This is a genomic window from Paraburkholderia sediminicola, assembly GCF_046026855.1.
In the GTDB taxonomy this organism is placed as follows: Bacteria; Pseudomonadota; Gammaproteobacteria; order Burkholderiales; family Burkholderiaceae; genus Paraburkholderia; species Paraburkholderia sediminicola_A.
The window spans coordinates 1-18,968 of the sequence record NZ_JAQQET010000064.1 but is presented as its reverse complement, the minus strand read 5'-3'; the positions used below and the strand labels follow the sequence as shown (position 1 = coordinate 18,968).

The 18,968-nt window shown below is 61.4% G+C and carries 14 protein-coding genes; 12 read left to right on the top strand and 2 right to left on the bottom strand.

The genetic code is table 11. From position 1 onward, the window contains the following. Nucleotides 1-326: 326 nt before the first annotated feature. Entirely contained in the window at nt 327-1,523 is a 1,197-nt protein-coding gene (locus PQR40_RS38430) for a M20 aminoacylase family protein (RefSeq protein WP_408511220.1), read from the bottom strand. 178 nt (nt 1,524-1,701) lie between these two features. Between PQR40_RS38430 and PQR40_RS38425 the strand changes: the two genes are divergently transcribed. Together PQR40_RS38425 and PQR40_RS38420 are read left to right on the top strand one after the other, a co-directional pair. Then, the gene (locus tag PQR40_RS38425) at nt 1,702-3,780 is read left to right on the top strand and encodes a molybdopterin-containing oxidoreductase family protein (protein WP_408511219.1); all 2,079 of its coding nucleotides are present in this window, start codon (nt 1,702-1,704) and stop codon (nt 3,778-3,780) included. A 147-nt stretch (nt 3,781-3,927) separates the two neighbouring features. Then, the gene (locus PQR40_RS38420; protein ID WP_408511218.1) at nt 3,928-5,601 is read left to right on the top strand and encodes a long-chain fatty acid--CoA ligase; all 1,674 of its coding nucleotides are present in this window, start codon (nt 3,928-3,930) and stop codon (nt 5,599-5,601) included. 201 nt (nt 5,602-5,802) lie between these two features. Here PQR40_RS38420 and PQR40_RS38415 read toward each other — a convergent pair whose 3' ends face one another. Next, nucleotides 5,803-6,972, bottom strand: coding sequence for a porin (locus PQR40_RS38415; RefSeq protein ID WP_408241993.1), 1,170 nt, complete (start codon nt 6,970-6,972; stop codon nt 5,803-5,805). Nucleotides 6,973-7,274: 302 nt separating this feature from the next. Here PQR40_RS38415 and coq7 point away from each other — a divergent pair, with 302 nt between their 5' ends. From coq7 to ftsW, 10 genes are all read left to right on the top strand, one after another. Beyond that, nucleotides 7,275-7,907, top strand: coding sequence for a 2-polyprenyl-3-methyl-6-methoxy-1,4-benzoquinone monooxygenase (coq7, locus tag PQR40_RS38410; protein WP_408511217.1), 633 nt, complete (start codon nt 7,275-7,277; stop codon nt 7,905-7,907). A 513-nt stretch (nt 7,908-8,420) separates the two neighbouring features. After that, entirely contained in the window at nt 8,421-8,849 is a 429-nt protein-coding gene (gene mraZ, locus PQR40_RS38405; RefSeq protein ID WP_006053203.1) for a division/cell wall cluster transcriptional repressor MraZ, read from the top strand. A 15-nt stretch (nt 8,850-8,864) separates the two neighbouring features. Further along, nucleotides 8,865-9,818, top strand: a complete 954-nt coding sequence (rsmH, locus tag PQR40_RS38400; protein WP_408340993.1) for a 16S rRNA (cytosine(1402)-N(4))-methyltransferase RsmH — start codon at nt 8,865-8,867, stop codon at nt 9,816-9,818. Continuing rightward, nucleotides 9,815-10,159, top strand: a complete 345-nt coding sequence (gene ftsL / locus PQR40_RS38395; RefSeq protein ID WP_408242000.1) for a cell division protein FtsL — start codon at nt 9,815-9,817, stop codon at nt 10,157-10,159. The genes rsmH and ftsL overlap by 4 nt, the downstream gene beginning before the upstream one ends. Next, nucleotides 10,156-12,021, top strand: coding sequence for a peptidoglycan D,D-transpeptidase FtsI family protein (locus PQR40_RS38390; RefSeq protein ID WP_408242002.1), 1,866 nt, complete (start codon nt 10,156-10,158; stop codon nt 12,019-12,021). Before ftsL ends, PQR40_RS38390 begins: the two co-directional genes overlap by 4 nt. Next, nucleotides 12,018-13,580 carry a UDP-N-acetylmuramoyl-L-alanyl-D-glutamate--2,6-diaminopimelate ligase gene (locus PQR40_RS38385; protein ID WP_408511216.1) on the top strand — a complete coding sequence of 521 codons (1,563 nt, stop codon included), beginning with the start codon at nt 12,018-12,020 and terminating at the stop codon, nt 13,578-13,580. Before PQR40_RS38390 ends, PQR40_RS38385 begins: the two co-directional genes overlap by 4 nt. Further along, on the top strand, nt 13,577-15,004 hold the full coding sequence (locus PQR40_RS38380) for a UDP-N-acetylmuramoyl-tripeptide--D-alanyl-D-alanine ligase (protein ID WP_408242006.1): 1,428 nt from the start codon (nt 13,577-13,579) through the stop codon (nt 15,002-15,004). The genes PQR40_RS38385 and PQR40_RS38380 overlap by 4 nt, the downstream gene beginning before the upstream one ends. Nucleotides 15,005-15,021: 17 nt before the next feature. Further along, the gene (gene mraY, locus PQR40_RS38375; protein WP_408218445.1) at nt 15,022-16,191 is read left to right on the top strand and encodes a phospho-N-acetylmuramoyl-pentapeptide-transferase; all 1,170 of its coding nucleotides are present in this window, start codon (nt 15,022-15,024) and stop codon (nt 16,189-16,191) included. A 23-nt stretch (nt 16,192-16,214) separates the two neighbouring features. Further along, entirely contained in the window at nt 16,215-17,729 is a 1,515-nt protein-coding gene (gene murD, locus PQR40_RS38370) for a UDP-N-acetylmuramoyl-L-alanine--D-glutamate ligase (RefSeq protein ID WP_408511215.1), read from the top strand. Continuing rightward, nucleotides 17,726-18,968 (top strand): putative lipid II flippase FtsW (gene ftsW, locus PQR40_RS38365; protein ID WP_408242010.1); only part of this gene is annotated, 1,243 nt, incomplete at its 3' end. The genes murD and ftsW, both read left to right, overlap by 4 nt.

The window sequence follows — 18,968 nt, the reverse complement described above, 5'->3', positions numbered from 1 at the left end:
AAAAAAGCGGGCTGCAGAAAAGCAGGCACAGAACGGGGCGGCGCCGCCCGCCGTGCCATCGCGACTGCGATGCCACGCTCAGGCCGGGCCCTCGTGTGGGCCGGCAGCCCGCCAGTTTGTCCAGCATGGCCGGATCTGGAACCTCGTCGCCGCGCACTTTGCCTGATGCGCTTCAGTTCCCCGGCGCTCACTCCCCGCCGATCCGCAACGCGTTCGCGTAACCCGTCCGTTCCAGATAAGCACGCCTGACCTCAATAGCGCGTCACACATAGACGCGCGTGACGGTCCGCGACACACAAGCCATCGACCCGATCTACCCAACCAATTTATTCTTCTTGTGCCAGGAATCGTTGCGCCAGCCGCACCCAATACGTTGAGCCGATCGGCAATAGCTCGTCGTTGAAGTCATAGCTCGCGTTATGTAGCATGCAAGGCCCGGCACCATGTCCTGAGTCCCGGTGCCCACCGTCGCCATTGCCGAGAAATGCGTAACAGCCCGGCTTGGCCAGCAACATGAACGAAAAATCCTCGGCGCCCATTGTCGGCTCGACCGCGTCGTCGACATTTTCCGCGCCAACAATCTCCTTCATGACCGTCGCAGCAAAGCGCGCCTCGTCGCTACTGTTGATGGTCGGCGGATAGTTGCGGTGGAAGTGGATATTCACCGAGCAATCGTAAGCCTCTGCCGTACTTTCGGCGATCTTGCGCATGCGTGCTTCGATCAGATCAAGCGTTTCGGTGGTAAAAGTCCGCACGGTGCCAGCGATCCACGCGTCGTCCGGGACAACATTGACGGCGTCGCCGGCGTGGATCTGGGTGATGGACAGTACCGCGGTATCGAGCGGTTTCTTGTTTCGCGTGATGATGCTCTGCAACCCGTTCGCGATCTGTACCGCCGTAAACACAGGGTCGCGGCCATTGTGCGGCAGTGCCGCGTGCGAACCCACGCCTTTGATTTCAATGCGAAATTCGTTGCTGGACGCCATGATCGGGCCTTCGGTCACACCGAAGTGGCCTGCCGGCATGCCCGGCCAGTTGTGAACTCCGAAAACCGCATCGACCGGAAACTTCGTGAACAGGCCATCGTCGATCATTGCCTGTGCGCCGGCACCGCCTTCTTCTGCAGGTTGAAAGATGAACACGATCGTGCCATCAAATTCGCCGTGCTTGACCAGATGTCGCGCCGCGCCGAGCAGCATCGCGGTATGTCCATCATGGCCGCACGCGTGCATTTTGCCGTTGTTCTGCGAGCGATGATCGAAGCTGTTTAGCTCCTGAATCGGCAGCGCATCCATGTCGGCGCGCAGTCCGATCGAGCGCGATCCATTGCCGCGTTTCAGTATGCCGACTACGCCCGTTTTGCCCAATCCACGATGAGTTTCGATGCCCCAGGACTCAAGTGTCCTGGCAACCAGGTCCGCTGTGGCTGTCTCTTCGTAACGCAGTTCGGGGTGTGCATGAATCGTTCGGCGAAGGGTCTGAATTTCGCCGTGGGCGGCCTGGATTTCTGGGATCAGTTTCATGATGGGGCGCTTGTGCTTTGCTTTGCGTGGAATCGCTCGGGGCCATATCGTCCGGGCACGTCGATAACCGATTCTACGCCGAAGGCGTTTTTGACGGCACCATGTAGGTCAACGAGCAATGGACGTAATAAAATCCGGGATCGCCTCACCGCTTGCCGCTCTCCTGGACGGATCGCCAATGAATGCTCCGACTGAATTCGCCCGCGCGGTGTGTCCGCACGATTGCCCTGATACCTGCGCGATGCGCGTGACCGTTGAAAACGGACGGGCGATCAAGGTCGTTGGAGATCCCGACCATCCTCCAACTCAAGGTGCGCTATGTACCAAAGTTAGTCGTTATGCCGAGCGGGTGCACCATCCGCATCGATTGACGACACCGATGAAGCGCGTCGGCCCCAAAGGCGAAGGCCGTTTTGAGCCGATCAGTTGGGATGAAGCGTACGAGTTGGCTGCAGCACGCCTGTCGGAGATCGCGAACCGAACGCCAGAAGCCATCATGCCGTACAGCTACGCGGGCACGATGGGCCTGGTTCAGGGCGACAGTATTGCGCAGCGGTTTTTTCACAAACTCGGCGCATCGCAGTTAGACCGCACGATTTGTGCAGCCGCCGGTGCGGCGGGGCTGAAATACACCTACGGCGCCAGCCTCGGCATGCTCACGGAGTTCTTTGCCGAGAGCGAGGTTGTCCTGATCTGGGGCTCAAATCCCATTGCGTCGAACCTGCACTTCTGGACACGCGTCCAGGAAGCCAAGCGTCGCGGCGCACGGTTGATCGCCATCGATCCGTACCGATCACTGACGGCGGAAAAATGCCACCAGCACATTGCACTGAAACCCGGAACCGACGGCGCTTTAGCGCTCGGCATAATCAACGTGTTGATTACGGAGAATCTGCTCGATCACGCCTACATCGACGCTCATACGCTGGGCTTCGCTGAACTCAAGGTCCGCGCGCTCAGCTATCCACCGTCACGTGCCGCCCAAATTTGCGGTGTCGACGAGCAGGTGATCGTCGATCTCGCACGCCTTTACGGCAGCACAAAAAAGGCCGCGATCCGGATGAACTATGGTCTGCAGCGGGTGCGTGGCGGCGGTAACGCCGTGCGCGCAATTGCCTGTCTGCCTGCGCTGACCGGCGCATGGCGCGAGCGGGCCGGCGGTGTGTTGCTATCGTCGGGTGGATGGGCACCGGTAGATTCGCACGCGTTGCAGCGCCCGGACCTGATGCCGGGCTGGCCGGCAAAGCCAGCGCGGGCCATCAATATGAACGCAATCGGCGACGCGTTGCTGCACCCGGGCGACGCCGTGTTCGGCCCGAAAGTCGAAGCGATCATCGTTTATAACTCGAATCCTGTGGCGGTCGCGCCGGACTCGGAACGGGTCGCCGCGGGTTTTGCACGCGAGGACCTTTTCACGATCGTGCTCGAGCACTTTCAGACCGACACTGCGGACTACGCTGATCTGCTTTTGCCCGCCACGACACAGCTCGAGCACCTCGATGTGCACAAGTCGTACGGACACACGCACGTAATGGTCAACTTGCCGGCGATCGCACCGGTCGGCGATGCACGCCCGAACACGGAGATCTTTCGCGGCCTGGCGCGTCATATGGGCCTTCAGGAGCCGGCGCTTTACGATAGCGACGACGCTATCGCACAGTCGGCATTCCGCTGGAACGACGCAACGCTGCAAGGCGTCAGCTGGGACTCGTTAAAGAAAACTGGCTGGGCAAAGCTGAACTTGCCTGAGGCGCCATTTGCTGAGGGTGGTTTTCGCACGCCGTCCGGCAAATGCGAGTTCTTCAGCGAGCGCCTCGCGCAGCAAGGGCTCGATCCGTTGCCAGATTATCTGCCGCCTTACGAATCCGCAGATGGTGCGCCCGAGCTTGCCGCCCGTTACCCGCTTGCGATGATCTCTCCGCCGGCCCGCAACTTCCTGAACAGTACATTCGTCAACGTTGAAAGTCTGCGCTCGACGGAAGGCGAGCCACACCTGGACATTCACCCGGCCGACGCGCAGCAGCGAAACATTGCTGACAGCATGCAAGTGCGCATATTCAACGATCGCGGCGCGATGCAAGCGCGCGCCCGTGTCACTGACAAGGCACGTCAAGGGCTAGTGGTCGGACTGTCGATCTGGTGGAAAAAACTCGCGCCCGATGGCCGCAACGCCAACCAGGTGACTAGCCAGGCGCTCACCGATCTGGGCGGATCGGCCACGTTCTACGACTGCCTCGTCGAAGTCGAACGCGCCTGAAAATCTGCTCAAAAATCCCGCGGCTACGGCCCTCAACGGGTTCGAGGCTGCAGTCTAACCCAGCCGCTTTTCGCGAATAGCAAAGGGTCGCCCATGCTACGATGCGTTTTTAGCACGACCATTCGAAAATAAAGGAGGAGACGCTGCATGGACAAAATCTGGCTGAAATCTTATCCGCCCGGCGTTCCCGCAGAGATCGACCCGACCCGCTATACGTCCGTCGCCGAACTGCTCGAAGAAGCCTTCCGCGACTACCGCGCCAAACCGGCGTTCGTGTGCATGGGCAAGGAGATCAGCTACGGCGAGCTTGACGTGCTTTCGCGCAAACTGGCCGCGTGGTTTCAGTCGAAGGGCCTTGCCCGCGGCGCGCGCATCGCAATCATGATGCCGAACGTGCTGCAATATCCGGTGGCAATTGCGGCGATCTTGCGCGCGGGCTACGTGGTGGTGAATGTGAACCCGCTTTACACTCCGCGGGAGCTCGAGCATCAGCTCAAGGACAGCGGTGCGGAAGCGATCATCCTGCTCGAAAACTTCGCTGTCACGTTGCAGGCGATCGTACGCAATACGGCGATCAAGCACGTCGTTGTCGCCGCAATGGGCGATCTGATGGGCGTGAAAGGCGCGCTGGTGAACTTCGTCGTGCGCCGAGTGAAGAAGATGGTGCCGACGTGGAGTCTGCCGGGTCACGTCAAGTTCAACACCGCAATCGCCGAGGGTGGCCGCCAGAGTTTCAAACCGGTCCAGCAGGGTCCGGACGACGTCGCGTTTCTACAGTACACGGGCGGCACGACCGGCGTGGCCAAGGGCGCGACGCTCCTGCATCGAAACCTGATCGCCAATGTGCTGCAGTCGGAAATCTGGCTCGATCCGGTCCGCGCTAACCGCAAGGACATCGATCAGTTCATCACCGTTGTCGCATTGCCGCTTTATCACGTCTTTGCGCTGACGGTTTGCGGGCTTCTGACGATCCGTACCGGCGGCCTCGGCGTGTTGATTCCAAATCCGCGCGACATCCCTGGGATGATCAAGGCGCTGCAAGGCTATCCGATTACGACGATTCCCGCCGTCAACACGCTGTACAACGCGATGCTGAACAGTCCTGATTTCCACAAACTGGATTTTTCGAAGCTGATCGCGGCAAATGGCGGCGGTATGGCGGTGCAGGAAGCTGTCGCCAAGCGCTGGTTCGAACATACGCATACACCGATCATCGAGGGCTACGGTCTGTCGGAGACGTCGCCGTGCGTCACCTGCAATCCGGTCACCGTCACGGAATATAGCGGCACGATCGGTTTGCCGCTGCCGTCGACGGAAATCTCGATTCGCGACGATGATGGCAATGAGGTGCCGCTCGGCCAGCCGGGAGAGATCTGCATTCGTGGCCCGCAGGTGATGGCTGGCTACTGGAATCGTCCGGACGAAACGGCCAAGGTCATGACGCCGGATGGCTTCTTCAAATCGGGCGACGTCGGTTTGATGAACGAAAGCGGCTTCGTCAAGATCGTCGACCGGAAGAAGGACATGATTCTGGTTTCTGGCTTCAACGTCTATCCGAACGAAATCGAGGACGTGGTCGCCAAGCTGCCGGGTGTGTTCGAAGTCGCCGCAGTTGGCGTGCCGGATCAGCATTCGGGCGAAGCAGTAAAGCTGTTCGTCGTAAAGAAAGATCCGGCGCTCACTGATGCGGATATCTTCGCGTACTGCAAACAGCAGTTGACCGGCTACAAGCGGCCGAAGATCGTCGAATTCCGAACGGAGTTGCCCAAGAGCAATGTCGGCAAGATTCTGCGTCGCGAATTGCGCGACGGCCGGGCATAGGCGCATCACGCGCATCAAACCGATCGTCCGGATCAAAGCCGACTAGACGTAACGCATTGCAGGAAAGAAAGAGAAAGGCCCGGCAGATGAAAGTCTGCCGGGCCTTTCTCTTTGATCCGTCGTAGTCGACGTGTGCGTCGCGCGGCCATAAAAAAAGGCGCCCGAAGGCGCCTTTGAGGCAGACTGCTTTATTACGACTTATTAGAACTTGTGGCGAATGCCAACGCGAGCCGTGAGCTGGTTCTGGTTCGACGAACCCGTCAGACCGTTGATGCCAGCCGTTGCATCGACCGTAGCGCCCGCTGCATTCAGCGTTTCGCCCAGAGCGTGCTGGTACACACCAACCACGTACAAGTCGGTACGCTTGGACAGGAAGTAGTCCACGCCAACCGAACCTTGGTGGTACTGAGCACGCGATGCGCCGTTGATTTCCGCGCCGCGCGTGTAGTCATACGCTGCGCCGACCAGCAATGCCGGGGTCAACTGATACTTGAAGTTGAGTTCGGCGTTGTTGAACGTAGCCGTCTGACCCTTGAACGGCGACGTGAACGAAGCGCCCAGGTTGCCGAAACGGATGTTCGAGTACGTTGCACCGATCGTTGCTGCGCCGAACGTGTATGCGCCGCCTGCACCGATCACCTGGTACGTGTTAGCCGATGCGAAGCCAGCGTAGACCGGCGACGTCACAGCTGCGTTCGCTGCCGTCGTCGTGCCGCCGTTGTTGAACAGGCCACCCGATGCCGACGGGGTGCGCGCGTTCAAGTAGCCGACGCCCAAGACCAACGGACCGTTGTTGTAGCCAGCGCCCAACGACCAGATCTGGTTCGACGTGACGTTGCCAGCAACACCGCCGAAGCTGTACGTGCCGCCGAACGTCAGGCCGCCGTAGTTTGCGCTCGTGTACTTGACCGTGTTGTTGGTGCGGTACGCGTTGTTGAAGTTGTCGATGTCACCCGGGTGAGCAGCGATGTAGCCGCCCCATTGGTCACCGGCTTCCAGCGGACCGACGTAGTCGACGACGGAGTCGTACTGACGACCCAGCGTGACCGTGCCGAGTTGGCTCGACAGACCGACGTAAGCTTGACGACCGAACATCAGGCCGCCTTGACCCAGCTTGCCGCTGTTCACGTCAAAGCCGTTTTCCAACACGAAGATTGCCTTCAGACCGCCGCCCAGATCTTCCGTGCCGCGCAGGCCGAAACGCGAGCCTTGCATAACGCCGCTGGACAGGTTGTACAGGTGCTTGCCACCCGAGTTGGTGGTGACGTTGAAGCCTTCGTCAATGATGCCGTACAGGGTCACGCTGCTCTGAGCATGTGCGACGCCTGCGAATGCGCCCAGTGCTGCGAGAGCGAGAAGCGACTTTTTCATCGAATGATCTCCAAGGATTACGAATCTTTTGTACAAGGCGAATATTTATGTAGCGTTGAGGCCTTGCATGTCCAACTTCGCGAGAAGTTGCACGTAATGTAACAAAAGGCATACATGCCACAAAGAAAAAGGAGACGGCCAGGACGGTTCCTGTTTCGTTTACGCAACATGGTCTAAAATCCAGAATTGGCCGTTGGATTCGCCCGAATTCACGGTTCGCGGAACGCGGGTTTTGCCTTGCAAAGCCTTGCCACGCGGACCTGCCGGCGTGGCGTAGCGGTTGTCGAATCAGGGAGTGCTGAATGTTTCTGGACGAGTTAATTAGCGAGTTTGATCGGGGTTTACGCTCAATGACTGGCGTGTCGCGGATGAGTCGTCCGTTGCCAGTTCCGCAAGAATCGACGGCGGAGCCTGCCGAACTCTCCCCGGCGGAACGCGCGCATGCGGCCGGCTTGATGCGTGTGAACCATGTCGGCGAGGTGTGTGCCCAGGCGCTTTACCAGGCTCAGAAACTCGCTACCAGGTCGCCGTCTTTGCGGGCTGTGTTTAATCACGCTGCCATAGAAGAAGAGGATCATCTGGCGTGGACCGCCAAACGCCTCGAGGCGCTCGATTCGCGTCCAAGTCTGTTGAACCCGCTTTGGTATACAGGTGCGTTGGCAATTGGCCTCGCGGCAGGCCGGCTGGGTGATCGGGTAAGTCTGGGGTTTATGGCCGAAACCGAGCGGCAGGTTGAACAGCATCTGGATAGCCATCTGGATCAGTTACCCGGGGCCGACCGCGAGTCGCGCGCGATCGTCGAACAGATGCGCGTGGACGAAGCGGAGCACGGTAAATCCGCCATGGACGCAGGCGGCGTCGAGTTGCCGTTTCCTGCGCGCGCGCTCATGCGGGCGGTATCGAAAGTCATGACACACACCGCCTATTACATATAAGGTCGAGACATCTGCTCACGCACTGTCTGAGTGTGGGGCGGCGCTTCGCGCGCCGTCCGCCCGAAATACCCGGAACGCCAGCAAACACCTTCCAATCCCGCTTCACGATCTCTTACATTCCGCGCCTTTCCCTCGCACTTTTCACGTATCACCTTCACAAGTTTCACTAGCTCATTCATTTATAACGGTTTTCCGTTTTATGTCTGACGTGAAGGAGTCGCGCTAAGTCCTTGTTCTAACAAACAAAATTCGCTCGAAAAGCGCGCATCTCCCTTGACCCCTGTTTAGCGTTACTCTAAAGTGGGAGACAGTGTGAGAAAGTGTATTTTTGTGTGATCTCACGGGCAGTTTCGGGTAGATTTTCACGAATCGGGCAGCCGGCGCAAAAACGCCGCGAGCAACCAGGTTGCATGGGACCAGAGTAAGTGCTCTGCATGGGGCCGGAGTAAGCGCTAAGGCGCTAACTCCGATCGACAGCTAAAGCGCCCACTCTAGTCGACAAGGGAGAGTGAAGTGTTCCAAGGGGCGTCGGCGCTGACACTCGATGCGAAAGGGCGGATGTCGATCCCCTCTCGCTATCGGGATGCGCTGCAAACACAGGCAGAGGGCCGGGTGACGATCACCAAGCACCCGGACGGCTGCCTGTTGCTCTTTCCGCGCCCAGAGTGGGAGATCTTCCGCGACAAGGTCGACAAGCTGCCTATGAACGCGGCCTGGTGGAAGCGCATTTTTCTCGGCAACGCCATGGACGTCGATATGGACGGCGCGGGCCGCGTACTCGTGTCGCCGGAATTACGCGCGGCCGGCTCGCTGGAGAAAGAAGTGACCTTGCTCGGTATGGGTCGTCACTTCGAGTTGTGGGACGCACAAATTTACGCAGCAAAGGAACAGGCAGCGATCGCCGAGGGCATGCCCGAAGCGTTAAAGAATTTCACGTTCTGATCGCGGATTACATATATGGCACCTGCGATGAGAAACGAATTGCAGCATCGCACGGTGCTGCTGGAAGAGGCGGTCGAAGCGCTGGTTACGCGCGCCGACGGCGTTTATGTGGACGGTACGTTCGGGCGCGGCGGTCATAGCCGGTTGGTGCTGGAGAAGCTGGGTGAATCGGGGCGGTTGATTGCATTCGACAAAGACCCGCTCGCCATCGCCACGGCTCAGCAGATTGCCGATCCGCGCTTTGGCATCGTGCATGAGAGTTTTGCTTCACTGCGTGACGCGATTGCGGAACGCGGAGTAGGGCGGGTGTCGGGTGTTTTATTGGATCTGGGCGTGTCGTCGCCGCAAGTCGACGATCCGGAGCGGGGTTTCAGTTTCCGCGCCGACGGCCCGCTCGACATGCGGATGGACCCGACGCGCGGCGAGTCCGCTGCTGACTGGCTGGCGCGGGCCACGGTGCAGGAACTGACTGAGGTGATACGAGATTATGGGGAAGAACGGTTTGCTTTTCAGATTGCAAAGGCGCTTGTTGCTCGCCGGGCAGAGTCCGACCGTCTTGGGCCTCTCGTCAGCACGGGCGAGCTTGCCCAAATCGTGGCTAACGTCGTCAAAACCCGTGAGAAGGGCAAGGATCCGGCAACCCGCACCTTTCAAGCTATACGGATTCACATCAATCAAGAGCTTGCGGAGCTGCAAGTCGTTTTAGAAGCAGCGTTGTCGCTGTTGGAGCAAGGGGGGCGGCTGGTGGTCATCAGCTTTCATTCGCTCGAGGACCGGATCGTCAAGCGATTCATGCAGGCGCACGCCAGTACGCCTACGGTGGATCGCCGCCTGCCGATTCGCGCGGTCGATCTGCCGAGCCCTCCGCTCAAAATCATCGGCCGCGTGTTCGCCAGCGACGCTGAAGTCGCCGCGAACCCGCGCGCCCGTTCTGCCGTGATGCGTGTGGCGGAGCGGATCGCGCCATGAGCCGCCTCAATATCTTCCTGCTGATGATCGTGATGGGCTGCGCTTTGTCTGTCGTCAACGCAACCAATCAGCAGCGTCAGATCTTTATCCAGTTGCAGCGCGCTCAATCACAGGAGCGCCAGCTGCAGCAGGATTATTCACAGCTTCAATATCAGCAGAGCGCATTGTCGAAGACCTCGCGCATCGAGCAGATCGCCACTGATTCCCTGAAGATGCAGGCGGTCACGACCGGCCGCACCCAGTATCTGACGCTCGACCCGGGCGCCGCCAAGGCTGAGGACGCGCCGATCCCGACTTCCGGTCCGGCGCCGGCTGCGGCCGGTCGCGGAGGCGTGCGATGAAAAAACCGTCGACTCGCAAAAGCGTCGCCTTTTCGGCGAACCCGATCCTGTCGGTGCGCCTGCCCATGTGGCGCTCGAAACTCGTCGTGTTCATGCTGTTCATGGCGTTTGTCGCGCTGACCGCACGCGCCTTCTGGATTCAGGGACCTGGCAACGCCTTCTATCAGAAGCAGGGTGAAATCCGTTACCAGCGCCGCCTCGAACTGCCGGCCACACGCGGCAAGATTCTCGACCGCAACGGTCTCGTGCTCGCCACGAGTCTGCCGGTGCGCGCCATTTGGGCGATTCCTGACTCGGTGCCGGACGACCTTGGCGCCGACAAGCTGAACCAGCTCGGCAAGCTGCTCGGCATGACGAACAAGGAGTTGCGCACCAAGCTCTCGGAGGACAAGAACTTCGTCTACGTGAAGCGCCAGGTGCCGGTCGACGTCGCCACGAAAGTCACCGCGCTGGACATCCCCGGCATTTATGCCCGCGACGAGTACAAGCGCTTCTATCCGGAAGGCGAGATCACGGCTCACCTGATCGGCTTCACCAATGTGGAAGACGAGGGCCAGGAAGGCGTCGAACTCGGCGACCAGAAGTTGCTGGCCGGCATGTCGGGCAGCCGCCGCGTCATTAAAGACCGCATGGGCCACATCATCGAAGATGTGGACGAACAAGTCGTGCCGCACAACGGGCAGGACGTCGATCTCTCGATCGACAGCAAGATCCAGTACATCGCTTATACGAATCTGAAAGCGGCCGTCGAGAAGTTCAAGGCGAAGGCCGGCGCGGCGATGGTGATCGACGTGCGGACCGGCGAGGTGCTGGCGCTGGTTAACTACCCGACGTACAACCCGAACGACCGTTCGCACCTTACGGGCGATCAGCTGCGCAACCGCATCTTGACGGACACCTTCGAGCCGGGCTCGATCATGAAACCGTTCACGATCTCGCTGGCACTCGACTTGCACCGCGTGACGCCGACTACACTGGTAGATACGGGGCCGGGCCGCTTTGTGCTCGACGGTGCGCCGATTACCGACGACAGCGCGTTCGGCGTGCTGACGGTGGGCGGCGTGATCCAGAAGTCGAGCAACATCGGCGCGACGAAGATCGCCATGCAGCTCAAGCCCGAAGAGATGTGGAACATGTACACCAGCATCGGTCTCGGCCAGGCGCCGAAGGTCGGCTTCCCGGGCGCGGCGGCGGGTCGTCTGCGTCCATGGAAGAGCTGGCGCCGTATCGAGCAGGCGACCATGTCGTACGGCTACGGCTTGTCGGTGTCGCTGTTCCAGTTGGGCCGCGCTTACACCGCGATCGCGCATGACGGCGAGATCATGCCGGTGTCGATTTTCCGTACGCCTAGCGATCAGCCGGCAACCGGGCCGCAAATTTTCGCGCCCACCACGGCTCGCGAAGTGCGTGCAATGCTCGAAACCGTCACGGCGCCGGGCGGCACGTCGCCGGATGCGGCCGTGCCGGGCTATCGCGTCGGTGGCAAGAGCGGTACCGCATACAAGCATGGCGCTCACGGCTACGACCACTCCAAATACCGCGCTTCGTTCGTCGGCATGGCGCCAATGCCGAATCCCCGCATCGTCGTCGCCGTGTCGGTCGACGAACCGACGGCGGGCAGCCACTTTGGCGGTCAGGTGTCGGGTCCGGTGTTCTCGGCGATCGTCGGCGATACGCTGCGCTCGCTGAATGTGCCGCCGGACATGCCGGTCAAACAGATGGTCGTGTCGGACGATTCGGCGCCTGCCGCGCCGAGTGCACCCGCCTCGCCTGGGGCAGTCAAGAAACTGTCCACCAGCAGTGGCGCAAAAAAGATGACGATCTCCGCCAATGCGAGAAGCCATCCCGGAGTTGTGCGATGAGCGCGCTGCGTAAGAAGCATCCCGCGCACCGGCAGATCGCCGCCGCACTCAACTGGCTGCACGCTCGCGTGCAGCCAGGCGCGCATCTGCACGCCGACACGCGCTCGATCGCTGCGGGCGACGCGTTCTTCGCCTATGCGGTCGACGGTGCGGACAACCGCCCGTTCATTAACAGCGCGATCGAACGTGGCGCAGCAGCCGTACTCGTCCAGCCCGAAGGCTTTAGCGACGCGATCGATTCGTCCACGACGCTGGCCGTGCCGGCGTTGAACGAACTCGCGGGGTCGATTGCGAGCGCCTGGTATAACGATCCGAGCGACGGCATGCTGGTGGTCGGCATCACCGGCACCAACGGCAAGACTTCGTGTAGCCAGTGGATTTCCGCGGCGCTAACCGCGCTCGGCAAACGTTGCGCGATCATCGGTACGCTCGGCACAGGTCTGCCCGGCCAACTCGTACACACCGGTTTCACGACGCCTGACGCGCCGCAACTGCAACGCAGTCTCGCGCAGTTGCGCGACGCGGGTGCTCAGGCGGTGGCGATGGAAGTGTCGTCGCACGCGCTCCATCAGGGCCGCGTGAACGGCACGGCGTTCGACATCGCCGTATTCACGAATCTGACGCAAGACCATCTCGACTATCACGGCACGTTCGAAGCGTACGAAGCCGCCAAGGCGCGGCTGTTTGCCTGGCCGGAATTGCGCGCGGCGGTGATCAATCGCGACGATGCTGCTGGTCGCCGTCTGCTTGCCAGTACACAAGGCCGTGCCCGCACGATCGCGTACGGCCTCGACGAGACGCTGAAAGACGCGTCGGGCGCCGGTGCGCAGCAAGCCGATGCCTTGCTGCTCGCGTCGAATGTTCGTGCAACCGCGACTGGCACCGCGTTTCATCTGACCACATCAGCTTGGGGCAACGCCGAAGTCGAAGTGCAAACGCTCGGCGCATTCAACGTCAGCAATCTGCTCGGCGTACTTGGCGCATTGCTCGCCGCCGACGTGCCGTTCGACGCGGCGCTCGCCGAACTCGCAAAGCTCGAACCGGTCAACGGCCGCATGCAACGTCTCGGCGGCCGGTTGCAAAACGACGAGCCGCTCGTCGTGATCGATTACGCGCACACGCCGGACGCGCTGGAAAAGACACTCGAAGCCCTGCGCCCGATGGCGGCTGCACGAGGCGGCGAACTGATCTGTATGTTCGGCTGCGGAGGTGACCGTGACGCGACCAAGCGTCCGCTGATGGGTGCGATCGCCGAGAGGATCGCTGACGGTGTGGTCGTGACCAGCGACAACCCGCGCAGCGAAGATCCGCAGTTGATCATTGAGCAGATCGCCGCAGGCATGAAAGACGCGTCGAAGGCGCGCCGCATCGAGGACCGCGCGAGTGCGATCCTGCAAGCGATCCGCAGCGCCGCACGCGAAGATGTCATCGTGCTGGCCGGCAAGGGGCATGAGGCAACACAGGAAATCATGGGTAAGAAGCGCGCTTTCTCCGATCAGGACCACGCTCGCCTCGCGCTCGCCGCACGGGCGACGCACGCACGCGGAGGTGGCGAATGACCCTGCGAGATGTCGCGATGTTCTCGCTGCGTGAAGCCGCGGCGCTGATTCCCGGCGCAACCGTGCTGGGTGACGAAAGCGTCACGTTCGAACGCGTTTCGACTGATAGCCGTAGCGCCGGCCCAGGCGATCTGTTCGTTGCGGTCAAGGGCGACCGTTTCGACGCGCACGACTTCCTGCCGGAAGTCGCGTCGCGCAACGTCTCGGCAGCGCTGGTGACGCGCATGCCAGGCGACTGGCACGTGCCCGCGCTGCGTGTGGCCGATACGCGTGTCGCGCTCGGCGCACTCGCGCGCGGCTGGCGTCGCAAGTTCAGCATGCCGCTCGTCGCCGTGACGGGCAGCAATGGCAAGACGACGGTCAAGGAAATGATCGCGTCGATCTTCGCCGCCGCGGTCGGCGCGGACGCACGCCTCGCGACTGCCGGCAACTTCAATAACGATATCGGCTTGCCGCTCACGCTATTCCGTCTGCACGCCGCGCATCAACTGGCGGTGGTCGAACTCGGCATGAACCATCCGGGTGAAACCTCGTTGCTCGCGAAGATCGCTGAGCCGACGGTCGCGGTAGTGAACAACGCACAACGCGAGCATCAGGAATTCATGGCGACGGTCGAAGCCGTCGCACTCGAGCATGCGAGCGTGATTCACGCACTCACGCCGGAAGGTATCGCCGTGTTCCCGGCCGACGATGCATACGCGAGCATCTGGCGCGTCGCGGCAACGGGCAGCAGCATCATCGACTTTGCTTTGAACGACGCTGAGCGCGTGACCGAAGCCGCGGTAACCGGCACGTTCGCGGGCAACATACTGAGCATCGACACGCCGGAAGGCCACGTCGACGTCACGCTGCAAGTGCTCGGTAACCACAACGCGCACAACGCGTTGGCCGCGACTTCGGCCGCGCTCGCCGCAGGCGTTCCGCTCGACGCGATCAAGCGCGGTCTCGAATCGTTCGGTGCAGTGAAAGGCCGCTTGCAGGTGAAGCACGCCGCGCTCGGCACGCTCGCTGGCGCCACCGTGATCGACGATACCTACAACGCGAATCCCGACTCGATGCGCGCAGCGATCGACGTGCTCGCGTCGTGCGAGTCCCCGCGCGTGCTGGTGATGGGCGACATGGGCGAAGTCGGAGATAACGGCCCGGCGTTTCACCGCGAAATCGGTGCCTACGCTAAAGAACGCGGCATCGACGCGCTGTACGCCATGGGCGACGCCTCGCGCGACGCCTGCACCGCGTATGGCGCGGACGCGCATCACGTTGCCGATGTCGGCACGCTGATCGCGCAATTGCAGCAGGCGGGTTTCGGCTCTGCTGCAACGCTTCTCGTGAAAGGCTCGCGCTTCATGCAAATGGAGCGCGTGGTGGACGCCGTAACGAGTCCACAACCGAACGCAGCGGGCAACACGCCCGCTGCACATTGAAATAGAAGGACCGAAGCATGCTACTGGCGCTGGCGCAATGGCTGCAGAATGACGCAAGCTTCTTGCGCGTGTTCAGTTATCTGACTTTCCGTGCGGTGATGGCCACCATTACCGCGCTGCTGATTGGGCTTGTCTGCGGCCCGGCGGTGATCCGCAAGCTGACCGCGATGAAGGTCGGTCAGGCCGTTCGTAAAGACGGTCCGCAAACGCACCTCGTCAAATCCGGTACACCGACGATGGGCGGCGTGCTGATTCTGCTCGGCATCGCCGTGTCGACGTTGCTGTGGGCCGATCTGACCAATCGTTTCATCTGGATCGTGATGCTCGTCACGTTCGGTTTCGGCGTGATCGGCTGGGTCGACGATTACCGCAAGGTGGTCTACAAGGACCCGCGCGGGATGTCGTCGCGTGAAAAGTATTTCTGGCAGTCGGTGATCGGCCTGTTCGCGGCAGTGTATCTCGCGTTCAGCGTGTCCGAGGCGAGCAACGTGCGCGTGTTCGATCTGTTCATGGCGTGGGTGCGCAGCGGCTTGTCGATGGGCTTGCCGGCGCGGGCCGACCTGATGCTGCCGTTCGTCAAATCGATCAGCTATCCGCTCGGCGTGTGGGGTTTCATCGTGCTGACGTATCTGGTAATCGTGGGTTCGAGCAACGCGGTGAATCTCACCGACGGTCTCGACGGCCTAGTGATCATGCCGGTCGTGCTGGTCGGCGCATCGCTCGGGGTGTTCGCTTATGTGATGGGTAGTTCGGTCTATTCGAAATACCTCTTGTTTCCGCATATCGCCGGGGCGGGTGAGTTGCTGATCTTCTGTTCGGCGATGGGTGGAGCGGGGCTCGCATTCCTCTGGTTCAACACGCACCCGGCGCAGATGTTCATGGGCGACGTCGGCGCATTGGCGCTAGGTGGCGCGCTCGGCACGGTCGCGGTGATCGTGCGTCAGGAAATCGTGCTCTTCATCATGGGCGGCATTTTCGTCGCGGAGACGCTCTCCGTGATGCTGCAGGTTACGTGGTTCAAGTTCACCAAGCGCCGCTTCGGCGAAGGGCGGCGTCTCTTCAAGATGGCGCCGCTGCATCACCATTTTGAATTGTCGGGCTGGAAGGAAACGCAGGTGGTGGTGCGTTTCTGGATCATCACGTTGATGTTGTGCCTGTTCGGTTTGTCCACGCTCAAGTTGCGTTAAGTCGTATTTAGGGGAAGCAGGCGATGTTTGGCGAGAAGTTTCGGGATCGGCAAAAGCCGATGGTGCTCGTGCTGGGACTCGGTGAATCCGGTCTCGCGATGGCGCGCTGGTGCGCGCGGCACGGCTGTCGGCTGCGTGTGGCCGATACGCGCGAGGTACCGCCGAACCTGTCCGCTATGGAAGCGCACGGCGTCGATGCCGAGTTCGTCGGCGGCCTGTTTTCGCCGGTGCTGCTCGAGGGTGTCGAACTCGTGGCGATCAGCCCGGGTTTGTCGCCGCTCGCCGCCGACTTGCTGCCGTTGATCTCGGCGGCGCGTGAGCAGGACATCCCGGTGTGGGGCGAACTCGAATTCTTTGCGCAAGCGTTGAAGACGCTTGGCGAAAGCGGCTATGCGCCGAAGGTGATCGCGATCACCGGCACCAACGGCAAGACGACGACGACGAGTCTGACCGGCTTGCTGTGCGAACGCGCCGGGAAGAAAGTCGCGGTGGCGGGCAATATCAGCCCGGCCGCGCTGGACAAGCTCAGCGAAGCGATCGACAACACCGCCTTGCCTGACGTGTGGGTACTGGAGCTGTCGAGCTTCCAGCTGGAAACCGCCCACACGTTTACGCCGGACGCAGCGGTCGTTCTGAACATCACTCAAGATCACCTGGACTGGCACGGCGGCCTCGATGCGTACGCCGCCGCGAAGGGCCGTATCTTCGGTACACAGACCGTGCGTGTACTGAACCGCGACGACTCGCGCGTGATGGCGCTTGCTCCTTCCGCGGGCAGCGAGGCGACGATGATCACGTTTGGCGTGACCGAGCCGAAGAACGATGGTGACTACGGTCTGCTGCGCGACAACGGCATGGTCTGGCTGGTGGAAGCGCACGATCGTGACGTGAGTGACGAACCTGCGCCGACGCGCCGTCGCAGGAGCGAAGTGGTGGCACCGAAGAACATCGCACTCAAACGTCTGATGCCGGCGGACGCGCTGCGTATTCGCGGCCTGCACAACGCCGCAAACGCATTGGCCGCCTATGCACTGGCGCGCGCGGTCGGTCTGCCTGGCGCGCCGCTCCTGCACGGCCTGCGTGAATACCGTGGCGAGCCGCATCGCGTGGAATTGATCGCGTCGATCGAAGGTGTCGATTACGTCGACGACAGCAAGGGCACCAACGTCGGCGCGACGGTTGCCGCGCTCGACGGTCTCGCGCAACGCGCGGTGCTGATCGTTGGCGGCGACGGCAAGGGGCAGGATTTCGAACCGCTCTCCACGCCTGTGATGCGCTGGTGCCGCGCCGTGATGCTGATCGGCCGTGACGCACCGCAGATTCGCGCCGCGCTCGAAGACAGCGGCATCGCAATGACCGATCACGCGACGCTCGAAGAAGCGACGCGGGCCGCCACCGCATTGGCGCAACCCGGGGACGTCGTGCTGCTGTCACCGGCTTGCGCGAGCTTCGACATGTTCAAGGGTTACGCACATCGTGCGGCGGTGTTTCGCAGCACGGTGGAAGACATCGCGGCCGAACGGGGGACGATGATATGAGCTGGTCGGAACGCTTCGGTTCGCGCCTTGCCGGCAATGGCGATACAGCTAGCGCGGGCCGCACCTCCAGCCGCACTGGCGGGAGTGGTCTCGCGAGCGCCGTGAACGGCGTGCGTCCACTGCGCTCGCGGATGCTCGACTACGATCACTCGCTGCTGTGGGTGGTCGTGGCGCTGCTTGGCCTTGGCGTCGTGATGGTGTATTCGGCGTCGATCGCGATGCCTGATTCGCCGAAGTACGCGTCGTACCGCGATTACGCATTCCTGGTGCGCCAGCTCATTTTCGTGGTGATGGGCTCGGTAATCGGCGTCGTATCGTTCCGCATCCCGATCTCGACGTGGGATAAGTACGCGCCAAAGCTCTTCCTGCTTTCGCTGCTCGCGCTGGTGATCGTGCTGATCCCGCACGTCGGTAAGGGTGTGAACGGCGCGCGTCGCTGGATTCCTCTCGGCATCACGAATATGCAGCCGTCGGAAATCATGAAGCTCGCCGTGACGATTTACGCGGCCAACTACACGGTGCGCAAACAGGAATACATGCAGAGCTTCGCCAAGGGCTTTCTGCCGATGGCGGTTGCAGTGGGTCTCGTCGGCGCGTTGTTGCTGCTCGAGCCGGACATGGGCGCGTTCATGGTGATCGCCGCGATCGCGATGGGCGTGCTGTTCCTCGGAGGCGTGAATGGCAAGCTGTTCGGCGGCCTCGTGGCCACTGCGGTCGGTACGTTCAGCTTGCTGGTGTGGGCGTCCCCGTGGCGTCGTGAGCGGATCTTCGCTTACCTCGATCCGTGGGACGACCGTTACGCGCAGGGCAAGGCCTATCAATTGACGCACTCGCTGATCGCTTTCGGGCGCGGCGAGTGGTTTGGCGTGGGCTTGGGCGGTAGTGTCGAGAAGCTCAACTATCTGCCCGAAGCGCATACCGACTTTATCCTCGCGGTGATCGGCGAGGAACTCGGTTTTGTCGGCGTGCTCGTTGTGATCCTGATGTTCTACTGGATCGTGCGCCGCTCGTTTGAGATCGGCCGCCAGGCACTCGCGCTCGACCGCACGTTCGCGGGGCTAGTGGCGAAGGGCATCGGCATCTGGTTCGGCGCGCAGACCTTTATCAATATGGGCGTGAACCTTGGCCTGCTGCCAACCAAGGGCCTTACCTTGCCGCTTGTCAGCTACGGCGGGTCGGGCATCTTGCTGAATTGCGTCGCGATAGCCGTGCTGATGCGTGTCGACTATGAAAATCGTG